The sequence below is a fragment of the Mesorhizobium sophorae genome (assembly GCF_002270415.1).
Classification (GTDB): Bacteria; Pseudomonadota; Alphaproteobacteria; order Rhizobiales; family Rhizobiaceae; genus Mesorhizobium; species Mesorhizobium sophorae.
In genome coordinates this window covers 1,456,029-1,472,394 of the sequence record NZ_NNRI01000007.1, presented here as the reverse complement: position 1 = coordinate 1,472,394, position 16,366 = coordinate 1,456,029, and the positions used below count along the sequence as shown (strand labels likewise).

Genomic DNA, 16,366 nt, shown 5'->3' with positions numbered 1-16,366 from the left:
CCCGGCCTGCCTTCACCAAGGAAAGATTGTCCATGCATTCCACGAAAGCCGTCGACCTCGCCATCCATCCGCTGACCGCGTGGCAGGGGCCGCTCGGCCTGCCTGATTTCACCCGCATTGGCGACGACGACTTTGCCCCGGCCTTCGACGCGGCGCTGAAGGCGCATGAGGCGGAGATCGAGGCGATCGCCGGCAACAAGGACGCGCCGACCATCGACAACACGCTGCAGGCGCTGGAACTCGGCGGCGAGGCACTCGACCGTGTCTCGTCGATCTTCTGGTGTCGCGCCGGCGCCCACACCAATGACACGTTCCAGGCACTGGAGCGCGACATCTCGCCAAAAATGTCCAGGCATTTCTCGGCAATCTCGATGAACGAGCGGCTGTTCGCCCGCATCGACGACCTTTACCAGCGCCGGGAAAGCCTGAAGCTCGATGCCGAGACGCTGCGGGTGCTGGAGAAGACCTGGAAGGGGTTTGTACGCTCCGGCGCGAAGCTCGACGCCGACGGCAAGAAGCGGCTGGCAAGGATCAACGAGGAATTGTCGTCGCTTGGCACGAATTTCGGCCAGAACGTGCTTGCCGACGAGCGCGACTGGGCGCTGTTCCTCGACGCGGCAGATCTTGCCGGTTTGCCGGACTTCCTGAAAAGCTCGATGGCCGAAGCCGCCGAGATGCGCGGCCAGAAGGGCCGCTATGCGGTCACCCTGTCTCGTTCGATCTACGAGCCGTTCACGACCTTCTCGGAACGCCGCGACCTGCGCGAAATCGCCTTCCGCGCCTTCACCATGCGCGGCCAGAATGGCGGCGCCACCGACAACACAATCGTCGTGCGCGACATGCTGAAGCTGCGCGCCGAAAAGGCAAAGCTGCTCGGCTACGGCTCGTTTGCCGCGCTGAAGCTCGACGACACCATGGCCAAGACGCCGAAGGCAGTGCATGCGCTGCTCGATCCGGTCTGGGAGAAGGCAGTGGAAAGGGCCGCCGCCGACCAGAGCGAACTGCAGCGGCTGGCGGCGGAGGCCGGCAGCAACGAGACATTCGCCGCCTGGGACTGGCGCTTCTACCAGGAGAAGCTGCGCGCCGAAAAGTTCGCCTTCGATCAGGCCGAACTAAAACCCTATCTGCAGCTAGACCGCGTCATCGACGCCTGCTTCGACGTGGCGACACGGCTGTTCGGCATCACCTTCGAGGAAAAGCAAGGCATTGCCGTATGGCATCCGGATGCGCACGTCTTCGTGGTAAGAAACGCCGATGGCAGCGAACGCGGCCTGTTCCTCGCCGATTATTTCGCGCGGCCATCAAAGCGCTCCGGCGCCTGGATGAGCGCGCTCAAGTCCGGGTACAAGCTTGGCCACGGGTCGAAACCGGTGATCTACAACATCATGAACTTCGCCAAGCCGCCGGCCGGCGAGCCGGCCTTGCTGTCGGTCGACGAGGCGAGAACGTTGTTCCATGAATTTGGCCACGCGCTGCACGGCATGCTGACCGACGTCACCTGGCCGTCGGTTTCCGGCACCTCGGTCAGCCGCGATTTCGTCGAATTGCCCTCGCAGCTCTACGAACACTGGCTGACGGTGCCGGCGGTTCTGGAAAAGCACGCGCTGCACGTGAAGACCGGCAAGCCGATGCCGAAGGTGCTGCTCGACAAGATGCTGGCGGCGCGCACCTTTGGCGCCGGCTTCGCCACGGTCGAATTCACCTCTTCGGCGCTGATCGACATGGCCTATCACGCGCGGCCGGATGCACCAGAAGCGCCACTTCGTTTCGAAGCCGAAACGCTTGAAAAGCTCGACATGCCGGAAACCATCGCGATGCGTCATCGCACTCCACATTTCGGCCATGTGTTTTCCGGCGACGGCTATTCGGCCGGCTATTACTCCTACATGTGGTCTGAAGTTCTCGACGCCGATGCCTTCGCCGCCTTCGAGGAGACCGGCGATCCCTTCAACCCGGGTCTCGCTGAGAAGCTGAGAAAGAACATCTACGCCGCCGGCGGCTCGAAGGACCCCGAAGAGCTCTACACGGCGTTTCGCGGCAAGATGCCGTCGCCCCATGCGATGATGGTCAAGCGCGGGCTGGTGTAGCGCCTGCTTTTTCCTTCTCCCCGTGGGGGAGAAGGACAGGCCGCGCAAGGTCGCAACGCTGGCAATCCCTTATCCCGGCTCTACCGCCCACGGGTCCGTCACCCTAGGCCAAACCGGCCGCGTCAGCTTCTTGTAATCGGTCACCGCCGGATTGCTCGGATACGAACTCGGCGCCGAGACATAGATGATCTCGGCGGCGATCGGCTCGAAGCCGGCATAGAAATGATTGGTCGACTTGATCAGCAAGATATCCTTGGCCATCGGATCGACACCGATGTTGGAAAAGATATCCGGCTCGAAGGTCTGCGTGCGATTGGTGTTGAGGATGATGTCGACCTCGGTGCCTTCGATGCGCACCAGCGCCGTCGGCCCGAGCGTCACCCGGCTCGGCCCGAAACTCTGCCAGCCCTCCCGAACGGCCTTCAGCACCCGCACCCGCGCGTCGATCGGCTCGCCGGCCTGCGGGCCGGCCTTGCCGCCGAAACGCAGGTCGATGACGGCACCTTCGCCTGCCGCCAGGCAGAAGGTCACCGCGATCGGATCCCAGATTGTTGCAACGCCGATGGTGTTCAGCCCGCGCGCCAGCATCTGGCGCAGCACGACGGTGCCGTCGCCGGGCACACCGCCGCCGGGATTGTCCCAGATGTCGGCGACGACCGCCGGCTTGCCCGGGTTTTCAGCGCGCACGGCCAGCGCCCGATCGATGCCGTCAGCGGCGCTCAACATCGTCATCGCCGTCTCTTCGCGCAGCGCGTAGAGTTCTCGCCCCAGCCGTTCCGCCAGCGCATCGCCCTTGGCCTTGTCGTTGTCGGTGACGACCAGGATGCGCGTGCCCATTTCGGCCACGTCGGCCGCCATGAAGCCGTGGACGATCGAAATCGACAGCACGCCATCCCTGCCATGCAGCGCCTTGATGCGGTCGACGAAGGAGCGCATCGGCTCGCGGCTGGTCGGCAGCACCTGGATCATGCGGCAGTCGAAGGTCGAGATGACAGGCCTGATCTCACCACGCGCCGCGGCGAGGCCAAGCTCGACGACATGTTCGCCACGCTCGTAGAAATCGGTGTGCGGGAACTCTAGGAAGTAGGCCATGATGTCTGACGCGGCGACACGCTTGGGTGTCAGATGGCTGTGCGGATCGAACTCAGAGGCGATCACCACCTTCGGACCCACCATCTCGCGGATTCGTTCGAGCAGGTCGCCTTCGCAATCGTCATAGCCTTGCGCCACCATGGCGCCATGCAGGCCAAGAATGACGGCATCGACCGGCAGTGCCGCCTCGAGCTGGCCGAGGATCTCGTCGCGCAGCGCCTCATAGGTCTGCTGCTGCACCAGGCCGCCGGGCTCCGCCCAGGTGGCGGTGCCCTCAATGACGGTCAGGCCTTCGGCCGCCGCGCGCCGGCGCAGGGAGACCATCGGCGAGGAACACAGCGTCGGCGTCTCCGGATGCTTGCCGGGTCCGGCATAGAACGCCATCTCGAACGATGCCCGATCTGTCGGCACCGGCGAGAAGGTGTTGGTTTCCGTCGCCAGCGAGGCGGTGAAGATGCGCATGAGAACTCCGTGGATGCTGTCGCAATTCCAGGAAAAGTACGAAACGGTTTTCCGTCCGGAATTGTGTCAAAACAAAGAGATAGAGCGGTTCTGCGTTTCCGTGAAACGATGAACCGCCCTAGCGGCTATTTGACCGCCCCGAGCGCCAGCCCCCTGACGAGGTAGCGCTGCAGCCAGATGAACAGGATTGCCACCGGCAAGGTCGCCAGCAACGTGGCGGCCATGACGTGGTGCCATTCGATGGTGTAGCGGCCGGCGACCAGCGAAAACACCTGGATCGGCAGCGTGTAGCTTTCCTGGCTGCGCAGCATGGTGAGCGCCACGACGAATTCGTTCCAGGCATTGATGAAGGTAAAGATGGCGGTCACCGCGATCGCTGGCAGGCAGAGCGGCAGGAACACCTTGCGCAGGGTCAGCCAGCGGCCGGCACCTTCCATCCAGGCCGCTTCCTCGAGATCGCGCGGGATGGTGTCGAAATAGCTCTGCAGCATCCACACCGTGAAGGCGACGTTGAAGGCCATGTAGATGAAGCCGAGCGCCGTGGTGCTTTCGACCAGGCCCCAGGCTGCCATCAACCGGAACAGGCCGAGCACCAGCACGATCGGCGAGATCATCTGCGAGATCAGCAGGAACTGGCGCAAGGCGCCGTAGCCGGCAAAGCGGAAGCGCGACATCGCGTAGGCCGCGGGAACCGAAATCAGGATGGCGCCGACCGTGGCGATAACAGATACGTAGAGCGAATTGAGCAGCGCCTGGCCGAAGCCGGTCGCCACCCACATGTCGGAGAAATTCGACCAGCGGAATTCGCTCGGCCACCAGGTCGGCGACAGCACTTCCTGCCTCGGCTTGACGGCAGTCAGGAACATCACCGCAAAGGGAAAGATCGTCACCACGATCAGCGGCGCCAGCAGCAGCCAGGCAATGATCGAACGCTTCAGCTTACTCGTCATCCGCGTTGCTCCCGCATCGCCAGCCGCACATAGATCATGGTGAAGACCAACAATATGGCGAACATCACCAGCGAGACCGCGGAAGCCTCGCCCAGTTTGCCGATGCGGAAGGCCAGCTTGTACAGATGGGTGACCAGGATGTCGGTCGAATTGGCCGGCCCGCCCTGCGTCATCACCCAGATGATCGGGAATGAATTGAAGACGTAGATGGTGTTGAGCACGATGGCGATGTTGATGAACGGTTTCAGCAACGGAAAGGTAATTTCGCGGAACTGCTGCAGCGATGTCGCGCCTTCGAGTGCTGCCGCCTCGTAGAGGTCGTCGGGGATCGACGACAGGCCGCCGAGGAAGATCGTCGTCGTGAACGGCACCGTCACCAGGATGCCGATCAGCACCTGCATCGGAAAGGCGGTCTCCGCGCTCGCCAGCCACTGGATATTGTGGTCGATGAGGCCGAGGCCAATCAGCGCCGAGTTCAGCATGCCGCTTTCGCCGCTCAGCGCCCAGCGCCAGACCACGGCGGTCATGGTCAGCGACACCGCCCAGGGCAGCATGATGATAACGCGGGCGACGCCGCGGCCATAGAAATCGGTGTTGAGGATCATCGCTACCGGGATCGACAGCAACAGCGCGCCACCGACGACCAGCACCGTCCACTGTCCGGTGCGCCAGAGCGCGGCCATGAAATCGGGATCGGCAGCGAGCGCCGCGAAATTGGCGAAGTCGTTGAATTCACGAAGCTGACCGAAGCGACTGACCTCATGCGTCGAGATCTGGACCAGGTCCCACACCGGCCAGAAGATGACGACAGCCGCCAGGAACAGGCTGGGCAAGGTCAGGAGATAGGGCAAGAAGCGATTTTGCATCGGCTGACCTAGAGCAATTCCAGGAAAAATGTGGAGCGGTTTTCCGTCCTGGATTGCGTTGAAAACGGAGAGATAGAGCTGTCAGGCGTTTTCTGTTGAACGATGACCCGCTCCGTGGCGAATTCGAAATTCGCCTCGGAAAAGTGTGGCGCGCCCGATCGTCTGGGCGCGCCACGGGCGCGGGAGAGACGCCCTATTTCCTCAGCACTATTTCTTCAGCACTGCATTGGCCTTGGCAGCGGCGTCCTTCAGCGCCGCCTCGGGTTCGGCGCTGCCGAGATAGATTTTCTGCATGGCGTCCGACGTGATCTGGGCGACTTCTTCCCAGCCTGGGATGATCGGTGCGAAGCGGGCGTCGGGCAGCAGGGCGGTGAACGCCGCCAGATCGGCATTGTTCACATAATAGTCCATTTTGGCCTCTTCCTTGTTCACCGGCAGGAAGCCTTCGCCTTGCGTGAACTTGGCGCGCTGCTCGGTGGTGAACAGGAAATTGAGCAGCTTCCAGGCCTCGTCCTTGTTCTTGGAGTTCTTGAACATGATGATGGAATCGGTCACGCCATAGGTGCCGCGCGCACCGGTCGGTCCGGCCGGAATGGCCGCCACGCCGTATTTCAGCTTTGGCGCCTCGTCCTTGATCTGGTTGGACAGGAAGGGTGCCGTGATCATCATGCCGACCTTGCCCTGCTTGAACAGGTTCTGCACATCCTCGCGGTTGTTAGAGGTGACGCCCGGCTCGGTCAGGCCCTCGTCGATCATCGACTTGTAGAGCTTGGCTGCTTCGAGCGCGCCCGGCGTGCCGAGGCCGGAGGTGCCGTCCTTGTTGAGGATTTCGGTGCCTTGGGACCACATCGCATAGTAGTAATAGACGTCGGTCTCGATCTCCTTGCCCTGCAGGCCGAAACCGAAGGTGCCGGAACCGAGCGCCTTGATCTTGCGCGCGTCTTCCTGCAGCTCGGTCCAGGTTGCCGGCGGATTGGCGATGCCGGCTTTCTCGAACAGTTCCCTGTTGTAGTACAGCGCACGCGCCGAGGCCGCGATCGGCAGGCCGTAGGTCTTGCCGTCCATGATCGAGGGTGACAGGAAGGTGTCGATGAAGCGGCCCTTGAAGTCGGGCTTGATATAGCTGTCGAGCGGCTCGGCGACATCCTGCTGGACAAAGTCGATCAGCCAGCGCGTGCCGATGATCGACAGATCGGCATTGGTGCCGGCGGTGATGTCGGTGGTCAGCTTCTGCAGCAGCACATCCCACGGTACCACTTCGAACTTGACGGTGATGCCGGGGTTTGCCGCCTCGAATTCCTTCTTGACGCTGTCGAAATAAGGTCCAGTCTTGGCGCTGTACTCGGCGACAGTGACGCGCACCTCGCCCGCATTTGCCTGCGCCGCAAATGCCAGCATGCTCATTCCGGCCATCAGGCCGACAGTCCATTTTGCAAGGCTCATTTGATGTCTCCCATTTTGATTTTGCACCTGCGCGCCTCTCCGCGACCGGCACAGAAGATTATGTGACTTTCCTACATTATCGATGATTTGAAGGCTTGCAAGCAGATTATTCTGTTGCTTAATTACATTTAGTGAACTAGGCCTGATACGAATGTCAGAGCTCCCGGAGGATGACACACGGTGGTTTCGCAAACCGAATTCGAAGGCAGGGCCAAGTTCGAAAGCAGGGCTGAATTCGAAGGCAAGACTGTCGTGGTGACCGGTGCTGGCGGCGGCCTCGGCACCGCCATCGTGGCGCTGATGGCGCAACGGGGCGCCAGGGTCGTCGGTTGCGACCAGTCCAGCGAAGCGTTGAACAGCCCGCACCTTGCCTCCGGCCATGTCTTCGACCTTCTCGACCGGGCGTCGATAGACGCGGCGATCGCCGCGATCCTCGACCGGGATGGCGTGCCGGACATTCTCATCAACAATGCCGGCTGGACGCGCGCCGAGACGCTCCCTGCCCTCAACTCCGACAAGATCGGACAGGAGCTCGACCTCAACCTGACCGGCGTCATGATGTTCGCCGATCCGCTGATCAAGGCGATGACTACCCAAGGCTCCGGCAGCATCGTCTTCATCTCATCGGTCAATGCAATCGCGCATTTCGGCAATCCCGCCTATGCGGCGGCCAAGGCCGGGATCAACGCCTATGCCAAGGCGATTGCCGTCGAGCTCGGCCGCAGCGGCCTGCGTGCCAATGTGGTTTGCCCAGGATCGATCCGCACTGCCGCCTGGGACCATCGCCTTGCCAAGGATCCTGAAATCCTCGGCAAGCTGCAGCGGCTCTATCCGCTCGGCCGCATCGTCAACGCTTCGGAGGTGGCCGAAGCCGTCGCCTTCCTTGCCTCCGATCGCGCATCGGGCGTAACAGGGGTGGTGATGCCGGTGGATGCTGGCCTGACCGCCGGTTGCCTGCCATTCATCGATGACATATTGGGAGCGTGACCATGACCGACGTCGAGTTCCGCGATCTGTCGAAATCCTTCGGCCAGCACAATATCCTTGAAAACGTCAGCCTCGACATCAAGAGCGGCGAGTTCGTCGTGCTGGTCGGGCCGTCCGGCTGCGGCAAGTCGACCCTGCTGCGCATGCTGGCCGGGCTGGAGACGATCACCTCCGGCGACCTGTTGATCGGCGGCGTGCGCGCCAACGCGCTGCCGCCGCAGCAGCGCAACATCGCCATGGTGTTCCAGTCCTATGCGCTGTTTCCGCATCTGAAGGCGTCGGACAATATCGGCTTTGGCCCGAAGATCCGCGGCGAGGCGCGCGCCACGGTCGACGCAAAGGTTAAGAAGGCGTCAGGCGTCCTCAATCTGTTCTCCTATCTCGACCGCTATCCCCGCCAGCTATCCGGCGGCCAGCGCCAGCGCGTCGCCATGGGCCGCGCCATCGTGCGCGAACCGTCGGTGTTCCTGTTCGACGAGCCCTTGTCCAACCTCGACGCGCAATTGCGCGTGCAGATGCGCGTCGAGATCAAGGCGCTGCACCAGCGGCTGAAATCGACGATCGTCTATGTCACTCACGACCAGATCGAGGCCATGACCATGGCCGACCGCATCGTCGTGATGGACCACGGCAGGATCCAGCAGGTCGGCGCGCCGCTGGAGCTCTATGACCGACCGGCCAACAAATTCGTCGCCAGCTTCCTCGGCTCGCCTTCGATGAGTTTTGTTTCCGGTTCTCTCAAGACAACGCCTGAGAAAACCTGGTTCGAGTCGACCGGCGGCGGGCGGCTTGCGCTTGCCGGCAAGCAGATGTCGGCGAGCAGTGTGGTGGAGGCCGGTATCCGGCCCGAACATTTTGTCATCGGCGAGGCCGCCGACGCGATGGCGATCAAGGTGCATGTCGTCGAACCGACTGGTTCCGAAACCCATGTCTATGGCGCCATCGACAACGACACGGTGCGCGCCGTGTTCCGTGACAGGGTGCCAGTCAGGCCGGGCGACGTGCTGCCGGTGAGCGTCGATCCCGGCAACATCCACCTGTTCGACAAGGCGACGGGCCTGCCCGTATGAAAACACGGATATGAAGACGCCGGCCGATATCATTACGCGCCTGCAACTGATGTTGCAGGACGGCACGAAATCGGATCGCAAGCTGGCCGGCTTCGTGCTTGCCGACCTCGATTTTGTCTCCAAGGCGGCCATCTCGGAAATTGCCGCCCGCGTCGGCGTCAGCGAGCCGACGGTGACCCGGTTCTGCCGCAACCTCGGTTGCGAGGGCCTGCGCGACTTCAAATTCTATCTGGCGCAAGCCATCGCCATCGGCGGCCAGTATCTGTCGCCGGAGCCGTTGAGCCGCGACGCCCGCGAACAACGCATCGCTTCCGCCATCACCGAGGCCGCGATATCAGCCATCCAGCGCGCCAGCGAAAACCTCGACATGACGACGCTGGTCGCCGTCGCCGCGCGCATCGCCGTCTCCGGCAACGTTCTGTGTATCGGGTCGGGCGGCATTTCCTCGATGATGGCGACCGAGATGCAGAACCGGCTGTTCAGGCTGGGCGTCTCGGTGCTGGCGCAGATCGACGGACAGTTGCAGCGCATGTACGCCGCCGTTGCCACTCCCGATACCACGCTGATCGCCTTTTCGGTTTCCGGCTATGCCCGATCGGTCATCGATGCGGTGCAGGTCGCCCAGCAATATGGCGCCACCACCATCGCCATCACCCCGCCTGACTCGGCACTCGCCAAAGCCGCTGACACGGTTATCCATTTCCAGTCGCTCGAGGACGGCAACATCTACAAGCCGACATCGTCGCGCTACGCACTGCTGTCGATCGTCGACATGATCGTCACATCGGTCGCCGAGACGCGCGGACCAAAGGTTTTGGAAAACCTGCGCCGCATCAAGCAGAGCGTGAACACGTTGAAAGTCGACGATCCGCGTCTGCCGCTGGGGGATTGAACCGCCAGCGCATCAGGACTGCTGGCCGAGCGCCTCGATTTTTTTCGCCAGCATCGCCCGGTCGCCTGCAATGCGCACGGTCTTCAGCCGGGCGGTACCACCGGCGACAATCGAGACGGCGGACACCGACACGCCCAGCGCCTTGGCCAGCAACCGCTCAAGCGCCTGATTGGCGGCGCCGTTTTCCGGCACGGCGCGGACGCGGGCCTTCAGGTGGCTTCGCCCATCCGCCAAGGTCTCGATGCTTTCGAGCCTGTCCAGCGCCGCATTTGGTGTCAGCCGGACGAACAGGTCGATACCGTCATCGCGCAGGCGGAACGGCGTGCTCATGCAGTCATGGGTTCACAAGACCAGAGGCGCCACAGTGGTGAGCAGGAACTGCCGGAGGAAGAACAGGATCAGCAGGAGGATGATCGGCGAGATGTCGATGCCGCCAAGGTCCGGTATGAAGCGCCGGATCGGCCGCAACGCCGGCTCCGTCAGCCGGAACAGCATGTTGCCGATGCTGCCGACGAACTGGTTGCGCGAGTTGACGACGTTGAAGGCGTAGAGCCAGGAAAAGATCGCCGAAGCGATGATGACCCACCAATAGAGGTCAAGCGCCATGACGATTGTTTGAATGAGGGCGAGCATGCCGGTCTCCAATTGTTGCCGACATGTAGCCATTGCAGGCGAAACCGGCAAGGGCCGCCGTCCTCCGCGTGCTGGCCTGACGACCGGCAGCCGCGGATTTCGGCAAAACGCCGCCTTGACAGGAAAGCGCGGCGCCCGATAAATGCGCCCATCCGCTGGACGGGGCTGTAGCTCAGCTGGGAGAGCGCGTCGTTCGCAATGACGAGGTCAGGAGTTCGATCCTCCTCAGCTCCACCAGCGGATTTTGGAACCTTTGGCCACGTACCTGCTCGGAAAAGCCCTCGTGTTGTCCGAGGTTACATCCTTTGCTCTTTGGTTCGGCCGTGACTGAGACCATATCTCGAGGCCTTCTGCAGGTGTATTTGCTTCCCGTCTCTCTGGGTCCATTTCCGTGCCCACAATTTTCCAAGGAAGATGCGAAGCCGACCTTCCGGTTGCGAGCGTCATTCGTTCAACTTTCGACAACCCCGCAGGCTACAGGTCATCTCAGTCCGAAATTTTCCTAAACTGGGCCTTTGAATTTGAGTCGTAGATCGACCGTCCGCAAGAAGGTTTGCTTCCTCGCTGTTTCATTCCTGGTCGTCATCCATAAGGATTCGCTCGGCCGCCCCGTCGAGATCGTCATACTGTCCTGAACGCAGCGCCCACATGAAGGCGGCGAGCCCTGCAAGGCCCATCAGAATTGCGATCGGCACGAGAACGGACAGGTAGCTCATGATCCTGTAGCCATCGCTTGAATGTTGGCGTGAGTCGATGCGGCTTGCCAGCGGGGCGGTTTTCGACATGGACGATTGCTGAGACGAAGAGCGTTGGACACAACGACAATCGAAGACAGCGACATCGCGACCGCTGCCACAAGCGGAGTCACGTGGCCGAGGATGGCGACTGGTACCGCGATGATGTTGTAGCCGATCGCCAGCGTGAAATTCTGGCGAATCAGGATTCCTGCATTGCGCGAGATTTTGAGAGCGTCCGTCACAGCCGAAAGACTCGGGTGCAAGAAGACGAAGTCCGCGGCGTTGCGGCCGACATCGGCTGCCGTCGCGGGCGCCATAGACACGTGCGCGGCCGCAAGCGCTGGAGCATCGTTCAGGCCGTCGCCGACCATCAGAATCGTGCTTCCGGCCTTGCGCAGTTCGGCGATGCGCGCAACTTTTCCGGATGGAAGCAGTTCCGGCATGAAGCTGTCGATCCGGAGAGATGACGCAAGTTCTTCGACGACAGGTCGTCGGTCCCCAGAGAGGATTCCGACAGCAAGGCCTTGCCGCTGCAACCGGCTCACCGTCTCTCGAACATCAGGACGATTGCCGTCCTCGAATACGAAGCTGGCCAACGGCGCGCCGTCTTTCACGAGGAGCGAAACGGAGAAAGCGCGCTCATCGGAAATTGCGGCTTTGCGGCCAAGCGCCCAGTCCGGTCGGCCGATGCGATAGATATTGTTTCCCGCTCGCGCTTCCACTCCACAGCCCGGATGTTCTGAAATCCGGTCGAACTCCGGAAATGCCTGACCGTTTTGTACAGCGTCCGAGATCGCCGCAGACATTGGATGCCTGGAACGGGCGACGATCGCCGCCGCGATTCCCAGGGCATACGGTTCGATGTCGCTGGCGTTGACGAGGCGCGGCTTTCCAAGTGTCAGGGTTCCCGTCTTGTCGAAAAGCACGGTGTCGACTTCCGCAAGCCGCTCCAGCGCCGAGCCGTCCTTGACCATGATACCTTTCTCGAAGAGGCGGCGCGCGGCCACGACCTGGACGATCGGCACGGCAAGGCCCAGCGCGCAGGGGCAGGTGATGATCAGGACGGCTATCGCGATCGTGACCGATGCGTGCCAATCGCCGGTAGCCGATATCCAGCCGAGGAACGACAGCAGGGCCATCACGTGCACCACCGGAGAATAGAGGGCGGCGGCCCGGTCGGCCAGCCGGCGGTAACGCGCCCGTCCGCCCTCGGCTGCCTCCATCATCCGGACCATTTCGGCAATGAATGAGCTGTCCGCACGCGCAATGGTCCTGACCGTCAACGGACCCGTAAGGTTCGTCAACCCTGCCTGGATCATGGTCCCTGGTCCGGCGTGCTTGGGTGCGGCCTCGCCCGAAACCAGCGAGCAATCGAGTTCGGAAGCGCCTTCCGTCACCACCCCGTCGAGCGGGATTCGATCACCAGCGGCAACGAGTAGGGACGCTCCGGGCTCGATCTCGCCAACCGGGACGTAGCGCCGCTGGCCATCGGCTTCGATGATCGTTGCGCCTGCAGGCGCCAGCCTGGCCAGGCCAGCCACCGCCGAGCGGGCCTTTTCACGCATCAAATGGTCGAGTGTACGGCCGATCAGCAGGAAGAACAGAAGCGAAGTCGCAGCATCGAAATATGCATGAGTGGCGTTGTGGACCGTGTCGTAGAGGCTAAGCGCGAAGGCAAGCGTCACACCAACCGAAATCGGCACGTCCATGTTGGTCCGTCGCTGGCGAAGCGCAGACCACGCAGAGGCATGGAAAATCCGCCCCGAGTAGATCAAGGCAGGCAGCGCAAGCACCGCCGATATCAAGTGGAAGGCTTGACGTGTGCCCGCATCGGCGCCCGACCACACAGACACGGACAGAATCATGATGTTCATTGCCGAGAACCCGGCAACTGCGAGCGCCCGGATGAGCCGCGAATACTCAGGATCGCGCGGATCGGATTCGATCGAGAATACATGTGCATCGTAGCCGGCGGCGCTCAGAGCCCCGATCAGATCGGGCGAGCTGATTTCCGCCGCACGCCAATTCACCGTGACGCGCTTCATGGAGAGGTTCACGCGGGCAAATTCCACACCGGGCAATGTCAACAGGGTACTTTCGACCGTTGCGATGCAGGCCGCGCAATGAATACCGGGAACCGAAAGAGCGGATTGGCGGGCGCCGTTACCGAGATCACGACTGGCCAGCCGGATTTCCTCCGCCGGGTTCGACCCGGCATCAATCCCGGCGATCGACAAGGCGGCCTCCGCACCGGGCGCGCAACAGGTCATGGGTCAGCAGCCTTTTGCGGCCTGAGCATAGCCGACGTCATTTGATTGCCTTGTAGGCGTGCCAGGTAGCGTGCCCGAGCAGTGGAAAGACGACGATCAGGCCGATCATTGCTGTCAGCAGGCCGACCGCGGTCAGCGCAAGCACAATCGCTCCCCAAGCGATCATGACAGGCCGATTGTTCCAGACGCGGGAAATGCTCATGCCCATTGCCGTAAAAGCGTCCGTCCGCTCGTCGAGGAGCATCGGTACCGAGAAAACGCTGATCGCAAAGGAAAACGCCGCGAAAACCCCGCCGACGACGGTGCCCGTGGCGAGCATGGCCCATCCGATGCCCGTGGTGAATAGCATCGAAGCAACATGGTCGAGGCCTGGAAACGGCCGCAAACCGAAGAACAGCGCATAGATAATGACTGCGGCTCGCATCCACAGCAAGGCCAGCCCCAGCATGATGACGCCGGTGAACAGCACCTGGGCGCCGGAGGCCGGCCTGACGAAGATCATGCGCTGCAGCGAAACCGGCTCGCCGGCCTCGATCAGCCGGCTCTTTTCGTAGAGACCTATGGCGACGAGCGGACCGACGACCATGAAGGCAGCGATGGCGGGAAACAGGATGTAGTCGAGACCGAGGAAGAAAAGGCCTCCGACGATCGCGACTGAAACGATGAACACAGCGAGGCCGTAGGCGAGGCTGGAACCCGGCTCTGCCATGAGGTCACGCCAACCGGCGCGCAGCCAGCCGAGGGCGGCGCCGGCTGGAAGATGGCGATTGCGGGCCCCCACGTAGGTAGGGCCATCCGCTGTCAAATCGACATTGCCCATTGTGATGTTCCTTCCTGCCCTGCCTGGTTCATTGCCGTGTTCGCAAGGCCCTAGCAAGCCGGATCGGCGGCTTGGTAGAGGCCTCCCGGAATGGCGGCTCGTGACACCTTGCTGTGTGGAACGCAGTCCGGCTGCGACATGAATGCCACGTAGAGGAAATGCGCGTTTGCAACGGTGAATGTGGCAAGTCCGGCGGCAACCAAGGCGACCGCCAAGGCCTTGCCGCGCGAGAATGCCCGTGGAGCGATCCCTGCTTCTGTTTTTTCAGCGGCGACCGTCACGATCTTTTCTCCGAAAGTGACAGGACATAAAGTGCGAGGATCTTGCGCTGGGTCGTCGAAAGGCGCTGCTCCCAGGACGGCATCTGTCCTTGGTGCCCCGAATAGATCGACGTGTGGATCGACTGGCTATCTCCCCCATAGATCCAATTGGCATCGGTGAGATCAGGAGCGCCTACGTCTTGTTTGCCCTTGGCATCCTCTCCATGACAAGCAACACAGTTCGCGACAAAGACTTCCTTTCCGCGAGAAACGGCCTCAGGCGAAGCGACGGTGGGTTCGGTCGACCCGCCGAGAGACTGAACGTAGGCACGCACATCGTTGATCTGCGCTAGGCTGAGGATTCCGTCACGGCCGAAGGCGAGCATCTGCGAGACCCGTGTTTCGTCATGCGCCGAATTGATCCCAACGCGCAGCGTTTCGACGATCGTCTCTGGATTGCCGCCCCACAGCCATGCGGCTGCCGTCAGGTCGGGAAAACCCTTACCTCCTGTGCCACGAGCTCCGTGGCACGCCGCGCAATTGTCCTTGAAGAGCGTCGCTCCGGCTTCGCGCACGGTTTCCATCAGCGCGGGGTCCGCCCTGATCGCCGGGAAATCCATCTCGTCAATCCGCTTCGTCCATAGCGCGCGTTCGGCGGTGGCCTCTTCGACCTGACGTTCGACCGTCGTTTTCTGATCGACCCCAAGCAGGCCCTTCGTGTAGGTCCGCCCCAAGGGCCAAGCAGGCATAAGGATCCAGTATCCCACCGCGAACAGGGTCGTGAGGACGAGAAACAAGATCACGACCCGCGGTACCGGAGTGTAGAGCTCCTTTATGCCGTTCCATTCATGACCCGTCGTCAGCTGCCCGGTGACGGGATCGCGTTCGCCTACTTCCATGGCTTGTCGTCCTCATCGAGGATGTTCTTCTTGGCCGCGTGGAACCGCTCTAAGTTCGAAGGCCAGAAAACATAGATCAGGACGCCAACTGCCATAGCGATCAGGTAGAACAGCCCCCAGCTCTTCGTGAAGCCGACGACGGTGTCATGGTCGAAGTTCATTTTGCAGGCTCCGCGGCTGCCGCCTGTTTGTAGGCAGCGTCGGTGAGATGGCCCATGATCTGGAGATAGGCGACCAGCGCATCCATTTCCGTGATGGTTCCCGGATCGCCGTCAAAAGCCCTGACCTGCGTTGCCTGCCCGTAGCGCTTGACAACGCCGGCGGCGAAATCACCGTCCGGAGCGGCCTGGCCGAGAGCATCCTGGGTCGCGTTGGCAATCATGTCGTCCGTATAGGGAACGCCGACGTCCCTGAGAGCGGCCAAATGCTCGCCGAGGTCGTCGATGCGCAGGGCGTTGCGCTGCAGCCAGCCATATTTCGGCATGACGGATTCCGGCACGACGTCGCGGGGATTGATCAGGTGGGCGACCTGCCAGGCGTCAGAATATTTGCCGCCTATGCGGGCCAGATCCGGTCCCGTGCGCTTTGATCCCCACAACATCGGATGATCGTATTTAGATTCAACGGCGAGCGAATAAGGACCGTAGCGTTCGACCTCGTCGCGCAGTGTTCGGATCATTTGAGAATGGCAGGCGTAGCAACCTTCGCGCGTGTAGATGTCGCGCCCAGCCTGCTCCAGCGGGGTGTAGAGCCGCATGTCCTGCACGTTCTCGACCGTGTCGTCGATCGTGAACAGTGGAGCGATCTCGACAAAGCCGCCAATGCTGGCGACGACGACGATGGCCAGAACGAAGCCCATGGCGTTGCGTTCAATCTTGCGATGAAATTCGGCCATGTC

At 61.9% G+C, this 16,366-nt stretch carries 17 protein-coding genes and 1 tRNA gene; 5 read left to right on the top strand and 13 right to left on the bottom strand.

Features of this window, described 5'->3' with window-relative positions; all coding sequences use genetic code 11:
* Positions 1 to 32: 32 nt before the first annotated feature.
* Entirely contained in the window at positions 33 to 2,087 is a 2,055-nt protein-coding gene (locus CGZ66_RS11605; RefSeq protein WP_095084134.1) for a M3 family metallopeptidase, read from the top strand.
* 69 nt (positions 2,088 to 2,156) lie between these two features.
* On the opposite strand, the gene CGZ66_RS11600 is transcribed toward CGZ66_RS11605, so the two are convergent.
* The 4 genes from CGZ66_RS11600 to CGZ66_RS11585 form a co-directional block, all read right to left on the bottom strand.
* The gene (locus CGZ66_RS11600; protein ID WP_095084133.1) at positions 2,157 to 3,641 is read right to left on the bottom strand and encodes a M81 family metallopeptidase; all 1,485 of its coding nucleotides are present in this window, start codon (positions 3,639 to 3,641) and stop codon (positions 2,157 to 2,159) included.
* A 125-nt stretch (positions 3,642 to 3,766) separates the two neighbouring features.
* Positions 3,767 to 4,591 carry a carbohydrate ABC transporter permease gene (locus CGZ66_RS11595; protein ID WP_095084132.1) on the bottom strand — a complete coding sequence of 275 codons (825 nt, stop codon included), beginning with the start codon at positions 4,589 to 4,591 and terminating at the stop codon, positions 3,767 to 3,769.
* Complete coding sequence (locus CGZ66_RS11590; RefSeq protein WP_095084131.1) at positions 4,588 to 5,457, bottom strand: carbohydrate ABC transporter permease; 870 nt, start codon at positions 5,455 to 5,457, stop codon at positions 4,588 to 4,590. The genes CGZ66_RS11595 and CGZ66_RS11590 overlap by 4 nt, the downstream gene beginning before the upstream one ends.
* A gap of 207 nt (positions 5,458 to 5,664) precedes the next feature.
* Complete coding sequence (locus CGZ66_RS11585) at positions 5,665 to 6,900, bottom strand: ABC transporter substrate-binding protein (protein WP_095084130.1); 1,236 nt, start codon at positions 6,898 to 6,900, stop codon at positions 5,665 to 5,667.
* 180 nt (positions 6,901 to 7,080) lie between these two features.
* Between CGZ66_RS11585 and CGZ66_RS11580 the strand changes: the two genes are divergently transcribed.
* The 3 genes from CGZ66_RS11580 to CGZ66_RS11570 are packed head-to-tail and all read left to right on the top strand — an operon-like array spanning position 7,081 to position 9,849.
* Complete coding sequence (locus tag CGZ66_RS11580) at positions 7,081 to 7,887, top strand: SDR family oxidoreductase (protein ID WP_095084129.1); 807 nt, start codon at positions 7,081 to 7,083, stop codon at positions 7,885 to 7,887.
* A gap of 2 nt (positions 7,888 to 7,889) precedes the next feature.
* Complete coding sequence (locus CGZ66_RS11575) at positions 7,890 to 8,957, top strand: ABC transporter ATP-binding protein (protein WP_095084128.1); 1,068 nt, start codon at positions 7,890 to 7,892, stop codon at positions 8,955 to 8,957.
* 10 nt (positions 8,958 to 8,967) lie between these two features.
* A complete protein-coding gene (locus CGZ66_RS11570) occupies positions 8,968 to 9,849 on the top strand; it encodes a MurR/RpiR family transcriptional regulator (RefSeq protein WP_095084127.1) in 882 nt (293 codons plus the stop codon).
* 12 nt (positions 9,850 to 9,861) lie between these two features.
* On the opposite strand, the gene CGZ66_RS11565 is transcribed toward CGZ66_RS11570, so the two are convergent.
* Together CGZ66_RS11565 and CGZ66_RS11560 are read right to left on the bottom strand one after the other, a co-directional pair.
* Complete coding sequence (locus tag CGZ66_RS11565) at positions 9,862 to 10,179, bottom strand: DUF167 family protein (protein ID WP_095084126.1); 318 nt, start codon at positions 10,177 to 10,179, stop codon at positions 9,862 to 9,864.
* 12 nt (positions 10,180 to 10,191) lie between these two features.
* Positions 10,192 to 10,482 carry a YggT family protein gene (locus tag CGZ66_RS11560; RefSeq protein ID WP_095084411.1) on the bottom strand — a complete coding sequence of 97 codons (291 nt, stop codon included), beginning with the start codon at positions 10,480 to 10,482 and terminating at the stop codon, positions 10,192 to 10,194.
* Between the two features lie 161 nt (positions 10,483 to 10,643).
* On the opposite strand from CGZ66_RS11560, the gene CGZ66_RS11555 reads away from it, so the two are divergent.
* A tRNA-Ala gene (locus CGZ66_RS11555) sits at positions 10,644 to 10,719 on the top strand.
* Between the two features lie 332 nt (positions 10,720 to 11,051).
* On the opposite strand, the gene ccoS is transcribed toward CGZ66_RS11555, so the two are convergent.
* From ccoS to ccoO, 7 genes are read right to left on the bottom strand one after another with little or no spacing between them, the layout of a single operon-like run.
* Complete coding sequence (gene ccoS, locus CGZ66_RS11550; protein ID WP_095084125.1) at positions 11,052 to 11,198, bottom strand: cbb3-type cytochrome oxidase assembly protein CcoS; 147 nt, start codon at positions 11,196 to 11,198, stop codon at positions 11,052 to 11,054.
* Positions 11,195 to 13,489, bottom strand: a complete 2,295-nt coding sequence (locus CGZ66_RS11545) for a cation-translocating P-type ATPase (RefSeq protein ID WP_095084124.1) — start codon at positions 13,487 to 13,489, stop codon at positions 11,195 to 11,197. Before CGZ66_RS11545 ends, ccoS begins: the two co-directional genes overlap by 4 nt.
* Before the next feature lie 37 nt (positions 13,490 to 13,526).
* Positions 13,527 to 14,309 carry a DUF2189 domain-containing protein gene (locus CGZ66_RS11540; RefSeq protein WP_095084123.1) on the bottom strand — a complete coding sequence of 261 codons (783 nt, stop codon included), beginning with the start codon at positions 14,307 to 14,309 and terminating at the stop codon, positions 13,527 to 13,529.
* A 50-nt stretch (positions 14,310 to 14,359) separates the two neighbouring features.
* Positions 14,360 to 14,590, bottom strand: coding sequence for a hypothetical protein (locus tag CGZ66_RS11535; RefSeq protein WP_245331065.1), 231 nt, complete (start codon positions 14,588 to 14,590; stop codon positions 14,360 to 14,362).
* Entirely contained in the window at positions 14,587 to 15,468 is an 882-nt protein-coding gene (ccoP, locus tag CGZ66_RS11530; RefSeq protein ID WP_095084122.1) for a cytochrome-c oxidase, cbb3-type subunit III, read from the bottom strand. Before ccoP ends, CGZ66_RS11535 begins: the two co-directional genes overlap by 4 nt.
* Complete coding sequence (locus CGZ66_RS11525) at positions 15,459 to 15,629, bottom strand: cbb3-type cytochrome c oxidase subunit 3 (RefSeq protein WP_095084121.1); 171 nt, start codon at positions 15,627 to 15,629, stop codon at positions 15,459 to 15,461. Before CGZ66_RS11525 ends, ccoP begins: the two co-directional genes overlap by 10 nt.
* Entirely contained in the window at positions 15,626 to 16,363 is a 738-nt protein-coding gene (gene ccoO, locus CGZ66_RS11520) for a cytochrome-c oxidase, cbb3-type subunit II (protein ID WP_095084120.1), read from the bottom strand. Before ccoO ends, CGZ66_RS11525 begins: the two co-directional genes overlap by 4 nt.
* Positions 16,364 to 16,366: the final 3 nt, after the last annotated feature.